Source organism: Pseudoalteromonas sp. S16_S37 (genome assembly GCF_014694405.1).
Lineage (GTDB): Bacteria > Pseudomonadota > Gammaproteobacteria > Enterobacterales > Alteromonadaceae > Pseudoalteromonas.
In genome coordinates, this window is record NZ_JAAUWV010000009.1 from 72,681 (window position 1) to 93,789 (window position 21,109).

The following is a 21,109-nucleotide window of genomic DNA, read 5'->3' on the forward strand; positions in this document are numbered from 1 at the left end:
GCCCTTATACATTGATGGCTTCAGCATCATGTGCTTTAGCAGTGTGGGTTTTGTGATCAGAGATAATCCGGCCGTCTAACACTTCGATATTACGCTGTGCACGCTCCGCTGAACGTGGATCGTGCGTAACCATACAAATGGTGGCACCTTCGCGATGCAGCTGATCAAGCAAGGCCAATACATCGTGAGCATTTTTAGAGTCGAGGTTACCAGTTGGCTCGTCCGCTAGAATTAGGCTGGGAGAGCCTGCAATTGCCCGCGCAATTGCGACACGTTGCTGCTGACCACCAGATAACTGAGACGGATAATGGTTAACTCTGTGGCTCATGTTAACTTTGGCTAAGGCTTCGGCAGCCATTTGCTTGATTTGCGATTTAGTTAAGTCTTTACGGTAGGTAAGTGGTAACTCCACATTTTCCATCACATCTAAATCGCTGATCAGATTAAACGACTGAAAGATAAAACCTATCTGTTTATTTCTGATCTGAGCACGCTGTGCTTTGCTGAGCTGACTCACCTCGTGGCCTGCTAACTGGTAGCTGCCTGACGTTGGCGTATCTAATAACCCCAACAAAGACAGCAAGGTTGACTTACCCGAGCCTGAAGGCCCTGATATCGCAATATATTCTTGTTTAAATACTTGCAGTGATATGTCGTTCAGCGCATGGGTTTCTAAGTCGTCAGAATAAAATACTTTGCTTAGGTTTTTCAGTTGTAATACACATTGAGTCATGATGCTTTCCTAATTGATTCTAAATTGAGTGTAGCTTTCAAAGCGGCTTGGATCAGAGGTGACAACCTGATCGCCCTCTTGAAGGCCTTGAATGATTTGTACATAACTGACAGACCCTAAACCTAGCTGTACTGCTGTGCGCTCAGCCATTAAACCATCTGAACTTAGTTTGTAAATACTGGATTGGGTCTGACTTTGTGAAAACAGGGGGCGTGACACGTATAAGGTATCGCTTAGCTGTGCAATGACTATCTCGCCGTTAACACTGAGCGCTGGACGTGCATCACTGGGCAGTGGTTGGGTAAACGCAACATCAACTTGAACATTGCCTTGCACAACCTCGGGGTCAATACGGGTAATGTGGCCAAGCACTTGATTGTTTTGAGTATCAATGGTGACCTTTTGGCCTACTGCGATTTGTTGAATTTGAATTTCTGGAATTTGTAGCTCAGCAATTAACGCATTTTGGTTGGCAAGCTTGGCAATATTACTGCCCATGCTCACGTGCTGACCGACCTCTACGGGGAGCGCTAAAATAATGCTATCGATAGAAGCGCGTACGGTGAGTTCGTTCACTTGTGTTTGAATGCGCGATACTCGGTTTTTTAATTGATTTAGCCGAGCAAAGCGGGCGTGTTGTTGTGCTTGCCAGCTTTTGGTTGATTCGGTCATTTGCACTTTGGCAGAGCGTAAAGCTTGCTGTGCTTGTTCAAGCGCAATTTTAGCGCGCTGAAAATCCAGTTTAGACACCGCACCTGTTGCAATTAACTCTTGGTGCGCTTGATATTCGTGCTCTGCGCCAGCGAGTGCCATTTGTGCGTTAAGTATGTCTGAGCGCTGCTTTGCGATTGCTGCTTGCTCTGCTAAGTCACTGGCTTTGTGCTCGGCTTCTAATGCAGAAAGTTCCCACTTGGCTTCACCCAGTTCTTGCTCTAAACGCGGGTTAGTGAGGCGTACTATCTCATCACCTTGGCGTACTTGTTGGCCTGGTTTGTATAGCAGTGCTTCAACCTTGGCGTCACCGCTGGCCGATAGCCACTGTACTTTTTCGGGCACTAATACACCGTTGCCACGTACAGTAACGGTAAAGTCACCTCGTTGAACTTGGCTGATCACCAAAGAGTCGGCTTTTAGCGTCAGCTCGGCGCGACCAAACTGCCAAAGCTGGTATGCAGCAAAAAGCATTATTACGATTGCGACACATGCCAAGATATATTTATGCATAGGCGTGGTCTTTTTTGCTGATATAGCAATGTCCATGAAAGCTCCTAATAAAATTCATGATGATGAGCTTTGATTGCAGACACTGTGCCAAACTTCAAGATATTGAAATTTAATGATTTATTTTTGTTTTTGTTTTTTGAATCCCAAAAGTGGGACTGGGAATGAGACAGATCCCAAAGTTGAGACTGATATCATGACCACGAGTAATGCCAAATAGGGTAGAGATCACTTGGCTTTCACGGTACAGTTGCGCTCATATGTATTAAGCATAAAAATTAGTGGCTCAGATAAGGGATTTTGGTGCGTTACCTCACTGTATTAAGTTATGTTCTAGTTGGGCTTTTTTGCTCATTGGCGAAAGCCACTGACACGGTGCGTTACAATATTGCACAGCATATGTACGACCCAAAGCAAGCGTACTACCTATCTGTGTTGCAATTAGCGTTAGAAAAAAGCGCGCATAAATATGGTGATTACCAACTTATACCGCTATCACTTGATGAGGCGCCTCAGGGCAGAACACTGGACTTGCTCGCAAACAAAGATATTTTAGATGTGCATTGGAGTGTTACTTCAATTGAGCGAGAACAACAGCTTGGTACGGTATATGTTCCTCTCATGCGTGGTTTAATGGGCGCGCGCTTGTTTTTGATCCACAAAGACAATGTACAGATTTTTGCCAACATACAGAACGCTCAGAAGCTAAAGCAATATTCGTTTGGTAGTGGTATTGATTGGCCCGACACCAAAATATATGAAAGGAACGATATTGATGTTGCCACCAGTGACGGCTCTCATTTGCATGACATGTTGGCACATAAGCGCTTTGATTTGTTTCCGCGTGCTTTGCACGAACCATGGAGCGAAATAGCCAATAGAGCAGATTTGGTTGTAGAAGCCAACTTTGCACTGTGTTATCCCACTGTGATGTATTTTTTTGTTAATAAAGACAATCATAGATTAAGAAAACGCCTTACCTATGGACTAGAAAAAGCGATAGAAGATGGCAGCTTTGAAAAGCGTTGGCAGGCTAACCCTATCATTGCACAGGCACTGTTGAAGAGTCATTTATCTGATCGCAAAGTGCTCAAAATCAACAATCCTTTTATGAGTATACGCACCCGAGACACCTTGCAAGTTGCCCGCTACCTCTACCAGCCGCTGCAACAATGCGTAATGCCCTCATTATGAGGGCTCTACTCTACACAACTCGGATAAACGTTAAGCAGCTTGTTTTTGTGTGCTTACTTTGTTGCTTAGCACCTGATCGATACTCCATTGACCCGCCCCATGCGCTGCTAGCATTAAAAAACCGCCCGCCATGGCAATATTTTTAAAGAACATAATAAATTGCATTTGGTCGGCCAAATTTGCATGAAATAGCACCGCGCTTACTACACTAAAACCTGCAAATGCCAGCGCCGTTACTCTGCTCAGTAGCCCTGTAAGAATAAACACACCACCAATAAGCTCAAAAGCAATCACTAATGGTAATAGCTCTGCAGGCAACCCTGCTGATGCCATGTATTGGGCATTGCCATCAAAATATTGGATTTTGTTTAAGCCAGCCAAAATGAAAATGGCCGATAAACCAAAACGTGCCAATAATACCGATGCGTTAGCAAAAAGGGTGTTGTTTACAAATGGATTAATGATGTTCATAGTCGTTCCTCAATAAGTAAGTTGTTAAGTCAGTTTTAGGTGACTGATGAAATAAGTTTATATTCTTATTGGTGGATTAAAATTAGTATATTCAGCAGTTATCATTCTTTTAAATAGAATTTTTATTTGAAAAAAGTATTACAGCAATTTCAATCAAGACATTTACAATCAACCTAACCATACTATGCGTTTTTGAAGAGCAGTGGGGGAAACAAAGTGTGTAAAGAGTCTTTAGAGCGCCGAATTAAAAGAGTATGCGATTACATTGCTCATCACTTAGATGGCCAGCTTGACTTAGCGCAACTCAGTGAGGTGGCGGCATTGTCTCGATACCACTTTCATCGCGTATTTTTAGCCTATACCGGTGTAAGCGTGATTAAGTTCTTACAATTAGCTCGGTTAAAAAGAGCCTCCTTTCAACTGGCGTTTGAGCTGGATATGAAAATTATCGACATCGCCTTAGAGGCGCAATTTGATAGCAGTGAAGCGTTCTCTCGCGCATTTAAACGCACCTTTTCGCAAACGCCAAGTCAGTTTAGACAAAATCCAGATTGGCCAAACTGGTATCGAGTCTATGAACTCACTTTGCCAGATAGCAAAGGTAGTTTAGATGTGTCGATAGTCGAATTTTCCCACACGCCCATTGCATACTTAACCCACTGTGGCGGTCCTCAACGCGTATACGAAAGTGCAGGCCAGTTTGTTGCTTGGCGTAGACAAAGCCAGTGCTCACCTATTGTGCACTGTCGTACCTTTGGCATTCCCAATGGCGACCCAAATACCATGGCTGAATCGGATTTTAGATTTAAAATATGCGGCTCTCTGCCCCATAACAGTACCACCATACCCGACAACGCATTTGGCGTAAAAGCAGGTGCCATCCCCGCCATGCGCTGCGCAAAAGCCACCCACATTGGTAGTCACGACTCTTTAGAAAACACCATTTACGCTTTATACGAAAAATGGTTACCGCAAAGCCAAGAAGCGCTTGGCGACCACCCCGTATTTTTTGAATACCTAAATCTTATTCATGAAGTAGACGAATGTGATTTACGCACCGAGGTGTATCTGCCATTGGTGTGATAAATAGGCTGGTTGTAAGTGGAGATAAGTGTAAAGGGGGGTTACAGTGTTTGTATTGCTACAATTTGTGGGTTTTAAATTTACACTTTATTTCCTTATTGATAAGGTTGAGTTTTAGGTTTTATAAAAACCTTAAATATGTTCTTTAAGAAGTTGGTACATTTCACAGACATATTTTTTACTATATAAAACAATCATGTATATTTAGAGTGTTCCCCGTACACACGGGGCTGAACCGAAAAATATTGCAATATAGATAATTATGGGAGGGTGTTCCCCGTACACACGGGGCTGAACCGTTTCGATCTGTTCTTCTAAATCCATATATTCTGTGTTCCCCGTACACACGGGGCTGAACCGACTCAACATCAAAGGCAGAGGTGTTTGCGCAAGTGTTCCCCGTACACACGGGGCTGAACCGCGGTAACGTTGAGCGCTATAGAGACGGACTAAAGTGTTCCCCGTACCCACGGGGTTAAATCGTTTCCAATGGGAACGCTATGGGTATAATATAAACGTATCGTAAGTACAGGGTTTAATCGCAATAACTCATAACAGAACCTTAGGAGTTTGCATGCCAATTGCTAAAAATAATGATGCTTTGTCCCCAGAAGCCTACTTACTTGGAGAACTGAAGAGCGCTGTTAAACATGAGCTGATCGATGGGCAAGTGTATGCAATGGCAGGTGCCAGTGCTAATCATGAGCGGATTTGTCAAAATATGGCAAGAAAGCTGGGTAATCACCTTGAAGGGTCACCGTGTGAACCTTTCGGTTCAGATATGAAAGTGCGCGTACGTGATAATTTTTACTACCCCGATGTGTCGGTGGATTGTCATTTTGATGAATCAGAGCCTTATTTCACAACCACTCCGATTGTTATTGTGGAAGTAATTTCCCGTTCAACCCGAAAAATGGACGAAAAAGTTAAATTACTTGAGTACATCAATATTCCCACGTTAGAAGAATACGTAGTGATCGAACAAGATGTTGCAGATATCACCGTATATAGAAAGAGTGATGACTGGCGCTCTACACACTATTTTTTAGGTGAAGTGTTTACCTTAAACTCAATAGACTGCGAAATCTCTGTAGCCGATCTATATCGCCGTGTTCAAAATGAGGACGTTTTATTATTTTTAGAGCAGCAGAAAACGAGCTCCTAACTAGGTTACAAGTTCAATATTTAGCTTGTCATTCAAAGCCTCACCAGAACATTTCAAACCCCTAAAACCCTAAAGTGATATAAATCAAGAAAACAAAATACGTTTATGCTACATTAAATTAACTTTTGATGGAGCATAGTATGGCAACCAAGGAAGACGACTATTTTCGCTATTTCGAAGCGCTATTGCTTTGGGAAGGGCAGATTCAAACAGGATTATTTCAACATAAATTTGGACTTTCTCGCCCTAGTGCGAGTAAATATTTAAATCGGTTTATAGATGAACAAGCGCTAGATCTATATTACGATGAGTCTGAAAAAGCACATTGTTTGGCAAGCCCCTTTACACCCCAATTAATTTCCGAAAACTTTACCGAGTACACGCAGCGCGTTGCTGAACCACATGTGCATCAACTTACGCAAAATCATTTAAGCGTATTACCCCTGCCAAATCGCAAACTTGAGCCACAGTTACTGCGGCCAATCCTCACTGCGTGCCGTAAACTATCCGCCCTTGATATACGCTATCAATCAATTAAGCATAATAGCGAAACCGAGCGCATCATTCGCCCGCACAGTCTGGTCAATACAGGATTGCGTTTTCATTTACGTGCTTATTGTGAGGCTTCAGACTCATATAGAGATTTTTCGTTATCGCGTATTTTATCAGCTGAATTGGATTACAAGTGTAAAGCTAAAATGAGCCAGCAAGACGATGTGAGTTGGCAAACACCTGTTGAATTAGTAATTATGCCAGATCCGCGTTTATCGCATTATGCACAGCAAGTGATTGCCCGCGATTTTAATATGCAAAACCAACGAGCCACCATTGTCACCAATGCAGCACTTATCAACTATTTAATCTCCATCTTACGTCTTGATTTTCAACACCCAAATCCAGAAGCACAGCAAATCGTGATAGTCCCAGAATGCTACCGAGAATTAAGCGCAAGGGGGCATTTGTGGAATGGGTGAAAAATTAGAAATGGGCGAACCTGCTAAATTTTTTACTGGTTGTAATCGCAGGATTGTCGGTAAGTTATTCAAAGCGTAATCTGAGTTTATTGGAAGCAAGGACTAGAGCAACATGACAGATTTAAACAGTTTAATGTTCAAATACTGGGGTAAAGCCAGAAAGCCACTCGAAGTTGATTACTGTATGAGTGAGATAAATGGTGAACCGTTACAAAATATCGTTGAGCGGTATAAAGGCGTTAAATCTGTCGAACACCTACAGGCGCTTGCAAACAAAAAAAGTTGGCAAATTGTCAGGCCGAGCGAAACTTTTCACCGTTATCATCTACTTGTATTTCATAGCCTTGATGTAGCAGCGGTTGCGTTGACCTATTTAGACCTAAACAAACAATTTACTCAAGATTTGTCCGAGTTTCTGGGGTTATCTATTCCACAGCTTAAGTCACTCGTTGGTTTCTTTGTTTCCATTCATGATTTAGGTAAGTTTTCTGCTGCATTTCAAAATTTGGCTGAGTTTCAAGGCAGTGAATTGAGCCAGAAAAAGTCGAAAGAACCCTACTGTGCAAAGGACGCCCGACATGATGGTTTGGGACATCATTTTTGGAAAACCTGCGCCAAGCAAATTAAAGGCGCAGCGGACGAGGTAACGCAAGCCTTTAAAAAGATAGATTCGCTTCGCGTTATGCTAAATTGCGTTTTTGGTCATCACGGTGAGCCGGTTGTTGCCAACAAGTTTGGCAGCAAAGTTGAAGACTACTGTGTCGAAGAAAATTACCTAGCTTGTACAGAGTTTATCGCGTGTTGCATTGAGCTATTCGCTATTGATCTGCCAACAGAAAAGTTTTCGGATAGAGTGTGGCGTGATCACCTAAGATATGCCAGTTGGCACCTTGCTGGTTTGTGTACTCTGGCTGACTGGCTGGGTTCTGACACGCAGTATTTTGCATATCACTCTGAGCCGATGGCTTTACAAACTTACTGGTTTGAAGCTACAAAACAGGCGCATAAAGCTCTTTCAGACAGGCAGCTGACTGGGCAAGTTGAGGTTTTCCCTTATGAGTCAACCGCTAAACATTTTGGCTTCAGTACACCAACTCCGTTGCAGTCGTTTGCTGAGCAAGTGCCTGTTGGCTCTTCACCACAGTTATTTATTCTGGAAGATGTAACAGGCGCGGGCAAAACCGAGGCGGCGCTTATCTTGCTACATCGTTTAATGCAGGCAAAGGCCGCAGATGGTTTCTATTTTGGCTTACCGACTATGGCTACCTCTAGCGCCATGTACCATCGTATTGCACAGCATTACGGGCAAATGATGTCCGTTGACGGCAAAAAAGCCAGTCTGGTATTAGCGCATGGCGCGAGCATGATGGACGATACCTATCAGGATTCGCTGGTCACAGAGCAATTACCCGATCTTGAGTATGGCCAAGCCGATGAAACGGCAAGTCAGGCTTGCCATGCTTGGTATGCTGACTCTAAAAAGAAGGCGTTGCTCGCTCATGCTGGCGTTGGCACGATTGATCAGCCTTTGCTGTCAGTTTTAGCCTCTAAACACAGCACGCTACGTTTTCATGGCTTGTTTCGTAAAGTATTGATACTGGATGAAGTGCATGCCGCAGATCAGTATATGTTCACTCTGCTGGAAGATTTGCTACGTATTCATTTACGATTTGGAGGCAGTGTGATCCTGCTTACCGCAACCTTGCCGCTGGAAAGGCGCAACAGACTCTGTCAGATCTGGCAAGAAGAGCTTGGTCTTGAATCTCCCGAGTACACTCAACAAACAGGCTTTCCATTAGCAACTTGGATAAATGAACAAGGCAAATTAAACGAGCAACTAGTTGCAAGTTTGCCAAGAAATCACAAATCTGTGCAGGTTGAGTTTATCCACTGCGAGCAGGCCTGTATTGAAGAGATACTGTTGAGAGCATCACGCGGCGAGACCGTTGTTTGGGTGCGTAATACGGTTGCAGATGCGCAGCAAGCATATGCTTTACTCGCAGAACGCTACCCGCAAACACATATTACTTTGTTTCATAGTCGCTTTACTTTATACGACAGAAAGCAAAAGGAAAAAGAGGTACTTGGCAGGCTAGGTAAGCAAAGCTCTACGCAGCAAAGGCAGGGGCAAATATTAATTTCCACTCAGGTATTCCAAGAATCAATCGATGCGGACTGTGATTTTATGCTCAGTGATATTTGCCCCATTGACGATTTAATTCAGCGTGCAGGCCGACTTAGACGCCATATCCGCGATGAACACGGCAATTACCAACCCGCGCTGTCAGAAGATAAACGTTCCCCAGCTGTTTTGAAGGTGTTTTGCCCTGAGTGGCAAAACGAGCCCGAAAAGGACTGGCTACACAAAACCCATTCCGGGACGGCTGCTGTTTATCGAAGCCCTGCCATTATTTGGTTAACGCAAAAAGTACTAAAAGAGAAAGGCGGGTTGTATTTGCCGGGCGATGCGCGTGATCTTGTTGAAAGTGTCTACAGTCAGGCAGCGCTAAAAACTCGGCCAGCCAACCTTGACTGTTACCACAGTGAATATCAAGCGCAAACACGAGCGATGGAAAATCAGGCGACTTTGCAGAAACAGGATTGGCAAAAGGGGTATTGTCGCCAAGCTGGTAATGTTTGGATGGGTGAAGAACTAGAGATCAACACCAGATACAGTGACAGAGTGAGCGTTCAAATTGTGGTGTTAAAGCGCACAAGCGATGGACGACTTGCATTTTATGCAGAGGGTTTAACTAAGAAGCACCTGCTACAGCATAGTGAAATTCGGGTCGATCAAAACAGCATCGCAAAAAAGCTGGTGCCTGTACCGAGTGAGTATGATGAACAGTTGGTAGAGTTGATAGAGAGCAACCCTTCACTCAAATACAAGCAATGTTGGTTGCAAGGAAGTGATGAGAAGTTTTTGTACGATAATTTCAAAGGACTTATCGAGGTTAGTGAGTGACACCTTTCAGGTGCTTCCCTCCATTTCAATTAGGGAAAGTGATATGAATAATTTAGTACAGGACCCCTGGCTATATTACCGGCTTAGGGATAATTCCGTTAAGCAGTTACCTTTGTCGGCGATAGCCAATCCAGATGTGGTTGACTTTGCTTTGCCACGCGCCGATTTTTATGGAGCCGCGTATCAGTTTGCTATTGGTTTATTACAGACCTGCTGCTCTCCGAAGGAGAGTGAAGACTGGTACAACTGGTATGAATCGCCACCTTCGGAGCAAGAGCTTGCCCAGTCATTCGATAAAGCAGTACATGCGTTTAATTTGTTTGGTGACGGTCCACTATTTATGCAGGACTTAGATCCGCTACAAAGTGCAGGCACACAGAACATCAATACATTGTTGATAGAAACACCGGGTGACAACACGCTTAAGAATAATGTGGATCATTTTATAAAACGAGGTCAGGTTGAAGCAATGAGCCCTGAAATGGCGGCGCTTGCATTATTCACCTTACAAATTAACGCCCCTACAGGTGGTCAGGGCTATAGGACTGGACTTCGAGGTGGTGGACCACTGACAACCTTGTTGTTGCCCAATGAAGAGTCAGCGAGTTTGTGGCACAAACTATGGCTTAATGTTTGTATTGAGCCTCAAGTGAGTGATGCACAGTTGCAATCAGGGATTATTTTCCCTTGGCTTGAAGGCACCAAAGTCAGTAAAGAAAAAGGAACAGAAGTGCTCTTTAAAGATGCACACTTTCTTACGCACTTTTGGGCAATGCCCAGACGCATACGCTTGCTGCCAGAGAAGTTAGCTGGCACTTGCTCACTGACGGGGCATCAAAGTGAGGTGCTGGTTAAATCTTTTGCCACCACGAACTATGGCAACAACTATGCGGGGAGTTGGTGGCATCCACTCACACATTATCGTAATGACCCGAAAAAACCTAATGAAGACAATTTGTCCAGTAAAGGGCAGCCTGGTGGTATTCAATACAAGCAGTGGCATGCATTGTGTTTCGCTAATGAAAGTGAAGGAAACCACCCAGCCCAAGTCATTCAAGAATTTTACGACATAAAAATGGAATACCTTGAGCAGCAGCCAAGACTATGGGCGTTCGGCTTTGATATGGACAATATGAAAGCCCGCTGCTGGTATGACAGCCAATTTCCAGTATTTTTGTTGGACGAAAGTAAACGTAAAAATGTTATCCATGACTTAAATCAAGCGCTGCAAATTGCGATGGAGTTTAGCAGCATGATGCGTACGTTGATTAAAGAGGCGCTGTTTGACAGGCCCAAAGATGTTAAAGCTGATTTGGCGCAACATGTATTAAGTTACTGGCAGCGCACAGAGCGTGATTACTTTATTGCAGCTCAGGCCATTTGTCTTCAAGGTGAGCTACGCAGTGAGGATGCAAAGCGCTGGTTCTATCAGGCCCTCAATACGGCGTTAGATATTTTCGACGAGGTGGTATTGAGCACTTCGATGGACAATAAAGCAATCGCTAGGAAAGTTGCAGCGAGGCAAAAATTGACTGCTTGGTTGCATAGTAAGAAGACCAGCAAAGACTTTAAACATCGCTATGACATAAAGATACAAAACAAGGAGGCACAAGCCAATGAAGCTGGAGTATAAACCGCAAAGCCAGTTGTTTAAATCAGTAAGCTGGGATGCATTTCACACGCTGTTTCGCTGGTGGATAGCCATGTCGGATGATGAAGTCACACAAGCTGAGCTGAATATTCGACCTGCACCTACGGTGTTTCGTGCTCAGCTCAAACGAGCTGCAAGGTTGGATGATGTCTACCTGACACAAGGTTTTTCTGCATTGTGGCAGGCGCTACCGAGTGAAATACACGCTAACCGAAAACCATGGCTTATGCCTTGTTTTGCAGTGATTGCAAAAAGCCTTAGTTTGGTGAGAAGTCATCATGAGCATGGCTCTTTTGCTCGTGATCTAGGTCACCTTGAAGAGGGTACTGATAAACCTGTGGTGAGTGAATTAAGATTTCAAAACCTTCAGGCAGCAAAAAATGAGCAGGAGTTTGTTACACAACTCAGTCGTCTTCTGGCCCAACTAAAGCATAAAACCAATATCTTAAGTTTGGCGGATGACATCGCCTGTTGGTTTGAAGAGCATTACCATCAAGCTCCGAGACGAGCAGACAAGCGGATCGCCGTACGCTGGGCGATGGACTATTACAAAGATGCAGCGAGCAAGGCATAAATAAGGAAAATATCATGAGCAAATTTATTCAGATCCACACATTGACTTCATACGCACCTGCAAATCTGAACAGGGAAGAGACTGGCCGGCCAAAAACAGCCAAATTTGGTGGCTTTGAACGTCTGCGAGTCAGCTCGCAAAGCTCCAAGCGTAATTGGCGGGTAAGTGATGTGTTTCAATCAAGCTTGGCAGAACATATCGGTACTCGAACGAAGAAGCTTGGTACAGAAGTATTTAACTATCTACTAGAAAAAGAAATAAAGGAAAAAGATGCAAAAAGCTGGGCAGTTGAGATAGCCGGTGTGTTTGGTAAGGGTAAAAAAGATTCACTAGAGATTGAGCAACTAGCACATATTAGCCCCAGTGAAAAAGCAGCGGTATTTGCATTGGCTGACCAACTAGCTGCAGAGAATCGCGGACCTGAAAAAGAAGAACTTAAGTTACTCAAAGCAGAAAACCAAGCTGCGGATATTGCTTTGTTTGGCCGCATGTTGGCTTCAAGCCCTGAATTTAATGTTGAAGCGGCCTGTCAGGTTGCACATGCCATTAGCGTGGAAAACGTGACGGTTGAAAGTGACTATTTCACGGCGGTGGATGACCTGAATGCAGGTAAAGGAGAGCAAGGTGCTGCGCATATAGGTGACAGCGGTTTTGCTTCTGCGGTTTTGTATAACTATATCTGCATTGATAAAGAGCAGCTAGTTGACAATCTCTCTGGTGACTTAGAGCTTGCCAATAAAACCATTGCTTCGTTGCTTGAGTGTATCGCTAAGATCTCTCCAAAAGGTAAACAAAATAGTTTTGCTTCTCATGCTTACGCCTCTTACATTCTGGTAGAAAAAGGGGAGCAGCAGCCTCGTTCACTGGCAAGTGCTTTTGTAAGCCCTGTAAAGGCCCTTGACGAGAGTGAGAACGTGACGCAGATAGCAGTGCAGCGATTAGAAAGCCAAATCAAGAACTTTGATTCTGTTTATGAACCTTGTGCAGACAGTCGCCAGTCTATTAATGTGTTAACCGGTGAAGGCAACTTTAAGTCTTTGCAGGCTTTTGCTGCTGATTAATGGAGTTGCTATGAAAACCAGTAACTACTTGGTGTTCAGACTGTATGGCCCGTTAGCGAGTTGGGGTGATGCGGCCGTGGGGGGCGATAGGCCCACTCATGTTCGCCCAACACGCGGAGCCTTGCTCGGTCTGGTTGCTGCTGCACTTGGAATTAAGCGTGAAGACAAAGCCGAGCTAACTGCGTTGAATGAAGCGTTAAGCTGTCATGTTAAGCAATACAACGTGGGCAGTTTACTTAGAGATTTTCATACAGCACAGGTGCCGAGTGAAGATAAAAAAACGCAGTTATATACTCGGCGTGATGAGTTATACAAGTCGAAGAAAGTAAATACAGTACTTTCAAACCGTGATTATCGAGAAAGTGGTTTGTGGGTTGTTGCACTGGAGTCACGTTCGTCACAGTATTCGCTTGATGTGATCCGCTCGGCGTTATTACGGCCTAAGTACATGTTGTATCTTGGACGAAAGTCTTGCCCATTGGCTGCGCCTTTGTGCCCGACCTTGGTTGAAAACGTGTCACTAAAAGCTGCATTAGACCATGAGTTTCCACCAATATTGGGTACTGAGCAGGCCGATTCAATTTGGCTCAAACCGGATAAAACAGTCAGTTATTACTGGCAGGGAGGTAGGGAAGATCTACTACCTGAACATGCTGAGCGTGTGCACACTCAGAGTGTGCGGGATAACCCGATAGACAGAAAAGAGTGGCTGTTTGAATTGCGAACTGAGCATCAGCTGGTGGTTGAATATCAAAGATAAGGAGGTACCTGTGTTTTTAAGTCAGGTAAAATTGTCGGATAGTGCTTCGGCTAGGGAAGAGCGACGAAAGCTTGCTGTAAATGGCTGCTACGCAAGTCATCAATTGCTCTGGAAGCTGTTTAGCGGGGAACAAAAACGAGCGTTTTTGTATTGCACAAACAATGATGCGCTTGATCAGTTTTTGGTGCTCTCAGCAACGGAGCCCCAAAATTATGAAGGTGTGTTTGCTGTCCAAACCAAACGCTTCAACCCTATATTACACGCTGGGCAAAAGCTAGGGTATCAAATCACGATTAACCCAACGGTATGCAAAAGTAATCGCCGCCATGATGTAGTAATGAACACGCAGCAAAGTTTATTGCTGAGCGAGCTTACAAAGTTAGGTGTTAATCCTAAAGGGGATAAAAAATCACGATTAAAAAGCCAGCTGTTAGATTTTGCTGATGATGTGATGGTCGCAAATTGGAAAGCGGAGCTACAGTTATCTGAGCAAATCGCACGCAGTGAGCTACTTGAAATGTGGTTAAGGTTTAAAACAGATTTGGTGTTGCGCCAGTGGTGGGCCGATCGCCTATCTAAATTAGGTGCTAAAACCGAGCTGGCTGAGTGTGATATCTATGCTTATCAGCAACATCAGGTAGCGAAAGGCAAGAACCAAATTCGATTCTCAACGGTGGATATCACCGGTCAGCTTGAAGTGACCGACCCTGAAAAATTCACTGAGGCGCTGTTTAACGGCATTGGCCGTTCTAAAGCGTTTGGCTGTGGGTTATTGCTAATAAAACCACTGTAAATTAATCAATAAGGCGGGGTGACTCGCCTTTTTTATTTTTAAAAAACAGGAGTGCAGGGAATGGCATTTCTTCCTTTAAAACCGATTCCGATAAAAGATCGTAACTCGATGATTTTTATTGGCATGGGGCGTATTGACGTACGGGATGGCGCGTTTGCTGTGATTGACGAGGTAAACGGTGAGCGAATGCTTATTCCTGTGGGCTCTGTGGTGTGTATTATGCTGGAGCCGGGTACTCGGGTGAGTCATGCAGCGGTGAAGCTGGCAGCAACCACCGGCACTTTGCTGATATGGGTGGGTGAAGCAGGTGTACGCTTGTATTCCGCAGGGCAACCCGGTGGTGCGCGCTCAGATAAGTTGCTGTATCAGGCCAAATTAGCGTTGGACGAAGATTTACGGCTCAAAGTGGTGCGTAAAATGTTCGAGTTACGTTTTGGCGAGCCGGCACCCGAGCGCAGATCTGTTGACCAATTACGTGGTATTGAAGGTACGCGCGTGCGCAAGACCTACGAATTACTGGCTAAACAGTATCAAGTAAGTTGGCAGGGTAGGCGCTACGACCCTAAAGATTGGGCTAAAGGTGATGTTATTAATCAGTGCATTAGTGCCGCAACGTCGTGTTTGTATGGCGTAACCGAAGCGGCGGTGTTAGCGGCGGGTTATGCGCCCGCCATAGGTTTTTTGCATACCGGTAAGCCACTATCGTTTGTGTATGATATTGCAGACATTATTAAGTTCGATACTGTAGTACCTGTGGCATTTAAAGTTGCTAAACGTCGCACGCAATCGCCAGATCGCGAGGTACGTATTGCATGTCGTGAAGCCTTTCGCAAAGAAAAAGTATTACAACGTCTTATTCCTCTTATTGAAGAAGTACTTGCCGCGGGTGAGATCACCCCACCAGAGCCTTATGCCGATGCACAACCTCCCGCTATTCCAGAACCTGAATCAATAGGTGACGAAGGCCATCGAAGTGGTGGTTCATGATGAGTATGTGTGTGGTAGTGACTGAAACGGTTCCGCCAAGGCTGCGTGGGCGGCTTGCAGTTTGGCTGCTTGAAATTAGAGCAGGCGTGTATGTTGGTGATGTTAGTCGCCGCATTCGCGAAATGATTTGGTTTCAGGTCAGTGAACTGGCCGAAGACGGTAATGTGGTTATGGCTTGGGCAACCAATACCGAATCGGGTTTTGATTTTATTACTTATGGCGAAAACGCCCGAATGCCCGTCGATTTTCAAGGATTGAGATTGGTGAAATATACGCCCAAAAGTGACGAAAGTACCCAGTCGTAGTTTTTTAGTTTTCGTCTATTATTTGTTCTTTAATAATTTGGAAATAGTCGTTTTTAGAAGCATAAAAAATAGAAGGTTTGTACCTAATATTTTTGGTGGATTTTGAATGCGCATTTTTCTTTAATAAAAACAAGTGTATACTTTTAGAGTGTTCCCCGTACCCACGGGGCTAAACCGGCCTACATCATGCAGGCCTGTGTTGTAATGATGTGTTCCCCGTACCCACGGGGCTAAACCGCAATATGATGAAGACATAAACGGCTATATTCGGTGTTCCCCGTACCCACGGGGCTAAACCGGTGGTGGTAATTCCAATTTTAATTATGGTGGGGTGTTCCCCGTACCCACGGGGCTAAACCGTACGGTTGGTTTAGCTTTAAGGTTGTTAGCCCGTGTTCCCCGTACCCACGGGGCTAAACCGGTGTTTTACAACGCTGGAATGAGAAAGCTAAAGTGTTCCCCGTACCCACGGGGCTAAACCGGAAATAAAGCACTTAGGCCGCACGTTGCGTCAGTGTTCCCCGTACCCACGGGGCTAAACCGCGTTGTTATTGCATCCCAAGTTTCTGAGCTAGGTGTTCCCCGTACCCACGGGGCTAAACCGGAGAGCAAATAGGCCGTCTTTATATACCTTGAGTGTTCCCCGTACCCACGGGGCTAAACCGGGTTATTTAATGAGCGCAAAGTATACGTTTTTGTGTTCCCCGTACCCACGGGGCTAAACCGGCATTTGGATAAAATGAAAGACATGGCAAAGCGTGTTCCCCGTACCCACGGGGCTAAACCGTCAATGCCCGCAGTTTTGCACATACTTATAAAGTGTTCCCCGTACCCACGGGGCTAAACCGAGTTACCACTCCCCAAGTACTCGATAATTGAAGTGTTCCCCGTACCCACGGGGCTAAACCGCATTCTTAGCGGCTAACGGAGCTGAGTTTGTAGTGTTCCCCGTACCCACGGGGCTAAACCGATATGGGGATTTTAACAGTTGAAAGGAGAGCAGTGTTCCCCGTACCCACGGGGCTAAACCGGGTCTGTATTCAGTCATGGAGCGACAAAAGGAGTGTTCCCCGTACCCACGGGGCTAAACCGCTTGTGCTAGCGCGCATTAAAAAGCGCATGCAGTGTTCCCCGTACCCACGGGGCTAAACCGTATTGGTACAGAATCATTGATAAATGTTGAGGGTGTTCCCCGTACCCACGGGGCTAAACCGGGTGACATTCAACCAGCTAATAGCAATAGGCGGTGTTCCCCGTACCCACGGGGCTAAACCGGCTTACGTGTATCGCTCAATTGATGGCACAGGGTGTTCCCCGTACCCACGGGGCTAAACCGAGGTTTTATTGACGGCCAAGACTGAGGACGAGGTGTTCCCCGTACCCACGGGGCTAAACCGCTTTTACAGTTTAGTAATGGTGCAGCATACACGTGTTCCCCGTACCCACGGGGCTAAACCGGCAGTTGATGATTTTAACGATAACTTTAATTCGTGTTCCCCGTACCCACGGGGCTAAACCGTTCGTGCGGTTCAATTGGAAGGTCTTGCAGCTGTGTTCCCCGTACCCACGGGGCTAAACCGTCACTACTGGCAGCGCAAACAAACGGCGATAAGTGTTCCCCGTACCCACGGGGCTAAACCGGTTGTTAGCCCTAACTTTAGAGGTGCGCCAGAGTGTTCCCCGTACCCACGGGGCTAAACCGTTAATGGCAGAGTACAGAATCAGAGTTTTTCAGTGTTCCCCGTACCCACGGGGCTAAACCGCTCTACAGCAGAATGCTACTTTACTGTAACAAGTGTTCCCCGTACCCACGGGGCTAAACCGAAATTAGACAGGAAGGCGGGGCGGAATCAGAAGTGTTCCCCGTACCCACGGGGCTAAACCGTCATTGCGACAGTACAGGCGTAATTCATCACGGTGTTCCCCGTACCCACGGGGCTAAACCGCCATATTTACCAATACGGCTTTTCGGGCAGGGTGTTCCCCGTACCCACGGGGCTAAACCGCCTTCAGATTCTGTTGACTCGCTAAAATCACCGTGTTCCCCGTACCCACGGGGCTAAACCGATTAATGGAGATTAAAAATCATCTTCTAGTTCGTGTTCCCCGTACCCACGGGGCTAAACCGTCATTGCGACAGTACAGGCGTAATTCATCACGGTGTTCCCCGTACCCACGGGGCTAAACCGTCTTTTCGCTTTGCTCAGGTTCGACCTCTGGCGTGTTCCCCGTACCCACGGGGCTAAACCGCCATATTTACCAATACGGCTTTTCGGGCAGGGTGTTCCCCGTACCCACGGGGCTAAACCGGTTAGGTGATATTATCTCGTTGCTATTAACGTGTGTTCCCCGTACCCACGGGGCTAAACCGAGAGAGAACCTAGAACAAGGGACAGCCAATTAGTGTTCCCCGTACCCACGGGGCTAAACCGCGTGGCAAATAGTATTGAGATCCAGATACTGTGTGTTCCCCGTACCCACGGGGCTAAACCGCGTGGCAAATAGTATTGAGATCCAGATACTGTGTGTTCCCCGTACCCACGGGGCTAAACCGTGTAGTTAGTGTGAGATCGTGTGATCATTGTTGTGTTCCCCGTACCCACGGGGCTAAACCGTTCACAGAGGTAACGGGGCTTGGCTTTTACTGGTGTTCCCCGTACCCACGGGGCTAAATCGGAACGACTGACAAGGGCGGAGATTAAAAAATGGTGTTCCCCGTACCCACGGGGCTAAACCGTGTGATAATGAGGCCGAAACCCCAAGTAAACGCGTGTTCCCCGTACCCACGGGGCTAAACCGATTTTTTTAATTCACAGGGAAACGTATTTGAAGTGTTCCCCGTACACACGGGGCTAAACCATTTTTAACCATTAACTAAAACACGCTAACACAGCGTTTTATCATTTCATAATCATATTTACAGCCATGACCACCAACAGTACGGCGAAGATTTTTTTGATGGTTGAAACGGGGAGGTGGTGTGTGGCTTTTGCGCCAAGTGGGGCGGTAAACCATGAGGTGCACACAATTCCAGCCAGAGCGGGTAAGTATACAAAGCCTGCAAAGCCGTCAGCTAGGTCAAACTGGGTGCTGCCTGAGCTGATATAGCCAACGGTGCCAAACAAGGCGATAACTATGCCGCATGCAGAGGCGCAGCCGATGGCTTTTTTCATATCGATTGAAAAAAACGTCAGTAGCGGTACCAACAAAGCGCCACCGCCAATGCCTATCATGGCTGACAGTCCGCCCGTCAGGGTGGTAAATAAAGTTAATACCCCTTTATTTGGAAGCTCTCGCACCACGGAAGCGGCATTTTTGCCACTTAAAAACATTTTGATTGCGATAAGCAACACCGTTGCGGCAAATATCATGCGTACCATATTTTCAGGTAGGAAGGCTGCCATAAAGCCGCTGACAAGCGCGCCTAGCGCCACGCCTGCCATGATCCAAGGAGCGATTGACCAAGGCACATTGCCATTTTTATGATGAGCAAGCGCTGAAGAGGTTGACGTGAATAATATCGACGCCAATGATGTCGCAATGGCTGCAATAACCACTTGCTCAGCAGGTAATATCGCAAAATAAAGTAATATGCTGCTTAGAATAGGCACTATTACCAACCCACCACCAATGCCTAACAAGCCTGCCAAAAACCCCACGCCACTGCCAAGTATTGCGCAGTAAAAAAACAAGATGATGAGTTCATTCATTTGTTTTATCTCTACTTATCTTATTGAAATATTAATCGTTTGGTTACAGAGCCTTTTGTCTGGCTTATGACCTCACGCGCTACATGGTTGGCGAGTATATCAACATAACGTCAGCTTTAAGCCTTGTAAGCACTGAATAATCCTCATGTTTTAAATGAAGTAAATTCAATTTGGGTGTTTGGATGTCTAGATGTTTTGATTTCTATTAGTGCGGTTTGCTATTTTTCTCGCACATTTACGAATAAGGGCTGATTTAGTGTGCTAAATCATGAGAGAGACTCAAGTTTGAAGTGAATTAATACCGTTTTTCTTCACGCGGTTATCCACGTATAAATTCTGCATCGCCTAACTTAGAGCGCGATGATTACTCGGCTCTAAAGATTATTTTAGCTATAGCTCACTGGCTAAAAACAAAGCGCAGTGAGATTTATACACACATTTTTTGGATACCAGCGCACCATGAACAAAGACATTACATTTACCATTAAAAGCATACGTCTGGATGAAAATTATCAGCCATCAGACAGCACACGTATTACCACCAATTTTGCGAATTTAGCTCGTGGAGAATGCCGCAAGCAGAATTTAACTAATGCCCTAACCATGATTGACAATCGCTTTAACGCATTGGCAAGTTGGGATAACCCAAAGGCTGACCGTTATAGTGTTGAGCTTGAAATCATTTCTGTTGATTTAGATATTGCGGGCGGTGGCCAAACCTTTCCATCTATTGAAGTGTTAAAAACCAATATTGTTGACCATCAAAGCGGTGAGCGTATTGAGGGTATTGTAGGCAATAACTTTTCATCCTACGTACGTGATTACGACTTTAGCATTTTGTTGCTAGAGCATAATAAAGATAAACCGCAGTTTAGTATTCCAGATAATTTTGGTGAGCTACACGGTAAGCTGTTTAAATACTTTGTTGACTCGGCTACATACAAAGCGCATTTCAAAAAGCCGCCAATGATCTGCTTAAGTGTTTCTGATAATAAAACTTATCATAGAACTGAAAATCTGCACCCAGTTTTGGGCTTTGAATATCAGCCCAATGAGTCGTCATTAACCGAGCAATATTTCAAAAAGATGGGCTTAGCGGTGCGCTATTTTATGCCGCCTAATAGTGTTGCACCGCTGGCGTTTTACTTTTTTGGTGACTTGCTAAACGATTACACAAATATAGAGCTAATTAGCACCATCGCCACAATGGAAACGTTCCAAAAAATCTACCGTCCAGAAATTTACAATGCCAATGCGGTGGCGGGCAGGCTGTATCAACCTAACTTAAAAAACTCTGACCACTCAGTAACGCAAATTGTGTATGACCGAGAAGAGCGCAGCAAATTAGCGGTGAAACAAGGCAAGTTTGCCCAAGAGTACTTTATTAAGCCATACCAAAGCTTTCTTGAGCAGTTTTCTGCCAATTACGTTTTATAGTCAACGGGAACATCAAAGAGTTTAT

Annotated in this window: 17 protein-coding genes and 2 CRISPR repeat arrays; of the genes, 13 read left to right on the forward strand and 4 right to left on the reverse strand. The window is 45.2% G+C overall.

Features of this window, described 5'->3' with window-relative positions; translation table 11 throughout:
• Nucleotides 1-4: 4 nt before the first annotated feature.
• Together HC733_RS06670 and HC733_RS06675 are read right to left on the reverse strand one after the other, a co-directional pair.
• Nucleotides 5-733 (reverse strand): ABC transporter ATP-binding protein, encoded by a 729-nt coding sequence (locus HC733_RS06670; RefSeq protein ID WP_190364274.1) that lies wholly within the window; start codon nucleotides 731-733, stop codon nucleotides 5-7.
• Between the two features lie 9 nt (nucleotides 734-742).
• A complete protein-coding gene (locus tag HC733_RS06675) occupies nucleotides 743-1,993 on the reverse strand; it encodes an efflux RND transporter periplasmic adaptor subunit (protein ID WP_190364275.1) in 1,251 nt (416 codons plus the stop codon).
• A gap of 264 nt (nucleotides 1,994-2,257) precedes the next feature.
• Here HC733_RS06675 and HC733_RS06680 point away from each other — a divergent pair, with 264 nt between their 5' ends.
• The gene (locus tag HC733_RS06680) at nucleotides 2,258-3,148 is read left to right on the forward strand and encodes a hypothetical protein (RefSeq protein ID WP_190364276.1); all 891 of its coding nucleotides are present in this window, start codon (nucleotides 2,258-2,260) and stop codon (nucleotides 3,146-3,148) included.
• Nucleotides 3,149-3,178: 30 nt separating this feature from the next.
• Here HC733_RS06680 and HC733_RS06685 read toward each other — a convergent pair whose 3' ends face one another.
• Nucleotides 3,179-3,619: a DoxX family protein gene (locus HC733_RS06685; protein ID WP_190364277.1), complete on the reverse strand. Its 441-nt coding sequence runs from the start codon at nucleotides 3,617-3,619 to the stop codon at nucleotides 3,179-3,181.
• A gap of 216 nt (nucleotides 3,620-3,835) precedes the next feature.
• Here HC733_RS06685 and HC733_RS06690 point away from each other — a divergent pair, with 216 nt between their 5' ends.
• From HC733_RS06690 to cas2e, 11 genes are all read left to right on the forward strand, one after another.
• On the forward strand, nucleotides 3,836-4,702 hold the full coding sequence (locus HC733_RS06690; protein ID WP_190364278.1) for a GyrI-like domain-containing protein: 867 nt from the start codon (nucleotides 3,836-3,838) through the stop codon (nucleotides 4,700-4,702).
• A 209-nt stretch (nucleotides 4,703-4,911) separates the two neighbouring features.
• A CRISPR array of direct repeats spans nucleotides 4,912-5,185; the repeat unit is 29 nt; unit sequence GTGTTCCCCGTACACACGGGGCTGAACCG.
• A 91-nt stretch (nucleotides 5,186-5,276) separates the two neighbouring features.
• Nucleotides 5,277-5,867: a Uma2 family endonuclease gene (locus HC733_RS06695; protein ID WP_190364279.1), complete on the forward strand. Its 591-nt coding sequence runs from the start codon at nucleotides 5,277-5,279 to the stop codon at nucleotides 5,865-5,867.
• A gap of 140 nt (nucleotides 5,868-6,007) precedes the next feature.
• Nucleotides 6,008-6,841: a helix-turn-helix transcriptional regulator gene (locus HC733_RS06700; protein WP_190364280.1), complete on the forward strand. Its 834-nt coding sequence runs from the start codon at nucleotides 6,008-6,010 to the stop codon at nucleotides 6,839-6,841.
• 112 nt (nucleotides 6,842-6,953) lie between these two features.
• On the forward strand, nucleotides 6,954-9,806 hold the full coding sequence (gene cas3 / locus HC733_RS06705; protein ID WP_190364281.1) for a CRISPR-associated helicase Cas3': 2,853 nt from the start codon (nucleotides 6,954-6,956) through the stop codon (nucleotides 9,804-9,806).
• Between the two features lie 43 nt (nucleotides 9,807-9,849).
• Nucleotides 9,850-11,439, forward strand: a complete 1,590-nt coding sequence (gene casA, locus HC733_RS06710; protein ID WP_190364282.1) for a type I-E CRISPR-associated protein Cse1/CasA — start codon at nucleotides 9,850-9,852, stop codon at nucleotides 11,437-11,439.
• Nucleotides 11,423-12,031, forward strand: coding sequence for a type I-E CRISPR-associated protein Cse2/CasB (gene casB, locus HC733_RS06715; RefSeq protein WP_190364283.1), 609 nt, complete (start codon nucleotides 11,423-11,425; stop codon nucleotides 12,029-12,031). Before casA ends, casB begins: the two co-directional genes overlap by 17 nt.
• Nucleotides 12,032-12,045: 14 nt before the next feature.
• The gene (gene cas7e / locus HC733_RS06720) at nucleotides 12,046-13,092 is read left to right on the forward strand and encodes a type I-E CRISPR-associated protein Cas7/Cse4/CasC (protein WP_190364284.1); all 1,047 of its coding nucleotides are present in this window, start codon (nucleotides 12,046-12,048) and stop codon (nucleotides 13,090-13,092) included.
• Nucleotides 13,093-13,102: 10 nt separating this feature from the next.
• A complete protein-coding gene (gene cas5e / locus HC733_RS06725; protein ID WP_190364285.1) occupies nucleotides 13,103-13,852 on the forward strand; it encodes a type I-E CRISPR-associated protein Cas5/CasD in 750 nt (249 codons plus the stop codon).
• Between the two features lie 10 nt (nucleotides 13,853-13,862).
• Nucleotides 13,863-14,645 carry a type I-E CRISPR-associated protein Cas6/Cse3/CasE gene (gene cas6e, locus HC733_RS06730; protein ID WP_190364286.1) on the forward strand — a complete coding sequence of 261 codons (783 nt, stop codon included), beginning with the start codon at nucleotides 13,863-13,865 and terminating at the stop codon, nucleotides 14,643-14,645.
• A gap of 60 nt (nucleotides 14,646-14,705) precedes the next feature.
• Nucleotides 14,706-15,632 carry a type I-E CRISPR-associated endonuclease Cas1e gene (gene cas1e, locus HC733_RS06735; protein WP_190364287.1) on the forward strand — a complete coding sequence of 309 codons (927 nt, stop codon included), beginning with the start codon at nucleotides 14,706-14,708 and terminating at the stop codon, nucleotides 15,630-15,632.
• Nucleotides 15,629-15,937, forward strand: a complete 309-nt coding sequence (cas2e, locus tag HC733_RS06740; protein WP_446727619.1) for a type I-E CRISPR-associated endoribonuclease Cas2e — start codon at nucleotides 15,629-15,631, stop codon at nucleotides 15,935-15,937. The genes cas1e and cas2e overlap by 4 nt, the downstream gene beginning before the upstream one ends.
• Before the next feature lie 148 nt (nucleotides 15,938-16,085).
• A CRISPR array of direct repeats spans nucleotides 16,086-18,797; the repeat unit is 29 nt; unit sequence GTGTTCCCCGTACCCACGGGGCTAAACCG.
• Between the two features lie 40 nt (nucleotides 18,798-18,837).
• Here cas2e and HC733_RS06745 read toward each other — a convergent pair.
• Nucleotides 18,838-19,647, reverse strand: a complete 810-nt coding sequence (locus tag HC733_RS06745; RefSeq protein ID WP_190364288.1) for a sulfite exporter TauE/SafE family protein — start codon at nucleotides 19,645-19,647, stop codon at nucleotides 18,838-18,840.
• Nucleotides 19,648-20,106: 459 nt separating this feature from the next.
• Here HC733_RS06745 and HC733_RS06750 point away from each other — a divergent pair, with 459 nt between their 5' ends.
• Nucleotides 20,107-21,084 carry a DUF1852 domain-containing protein gene (locus HC733_RS06750; RefSeq protein ID WP_190364289.1) on the forward strand — a complete coding sequence of 326 codons (978 nt, stop codon included), beginning with the start codon at nucleotides 20,107-20,109 and terminating at the stop codon, nucleotides 21,082-21,084.
• The last annotated feature ends 25 nt before the right edge of the window (nucleotides 21,085-21,109 follow it).

Bases quoted from the DNA above. Each gene is read 5' to 3' on its own strand.
- HC733_RS06670 (WP_190364274.1), bottom strand. From the start codon at position 733: ATGACTCAATGTGTATTACAACTGAAAAACCTAAGCAAAGTATTTTAT.
- HC733_RS06675 (WP_190364275.1), bottom strand. From the start codon at position 1,993: ATGGACATTGCTATATCAGCAAAAAAGACCACGCCTATGCATAAATAT.
- HC733_RS06685 (WP_190364277.1), bottom strand. From the start codon at position 3,619: ATGAACATCATTAATCCATTTGTAAACAACACCCTTTTTGCTAACGCA.
- HC733_RS06695 (WP_190364279.1), top strand. From the start codon at position 5,277: ATGCCAATTGCTAAAAATAATGATGCTTTGTCCCCAGAAGCCTACTTA.
- HC733_RS06700 (WP_190364280.1), top strand. From the start codon at position 6,008: ATGGCAACCAAGGAAGACGACTATTTTCGCTATTTCGAAGCGCTATTG.
- cas3 (WP_190364281.1), top strand. From the start codon at position 6,954: ATGACAGATTTAAACAGTTTAATGTTCAAATACTGGGGTAAAGCCAGA.
- casA (WP_190364282.1), top strand. From the start codon at position 9,850: ATGAATAATTTAGTACAGGACCCCTGGCTATATTACCGGCTTAGGGAT.
- casB (WP_190364283.1), top strand. From the start codon at position 11,423: ATGAAGCTGGAGTATAAACCGCAAAGCCAGTTGTTTAAATCAGTAAGC.
- cas7e (WP_190364284.1), top strand. From the start codon at position 12,046: ATGAGCAAATTTATTCAGATCCACACATTGACTTCATACGCACCTGCA.
- cas5e (WP_190364285.1), top strand. From the start codon at position 13,103: ATGAAAACCAGTAACTACTTGGTGTTCAGACTGTATGGCCCGTTAGCG.
- cas1e (WP_190364287.1), top strand. From the start codon at position 14,706: ATGGCATTTCTTCCTTTAAAACCGATTCCGATAAAAGATCGTAACTCG.
- cas2e (WP_446727619.1), top strand. From the start codon at position 15,629: ATGATGAGTATGTGTGTGGTAGTGACTGAAACGGTTCCGCCAAGGCTG.
- HC733_RS06745 (WP_190364288.1), bottom strand. From the start codon at position 19,647: ATGAATGAACTCATCATCTTGTTTTTTTACTGCGCAATACTTGGCAGT.
- HC733_RS06750 (WP_190364289.1), top strand. From the start codon at position 20,107: ATGAACAAAGACATTACATTTACCATTAAAAGCATACGTCTGGATGAA.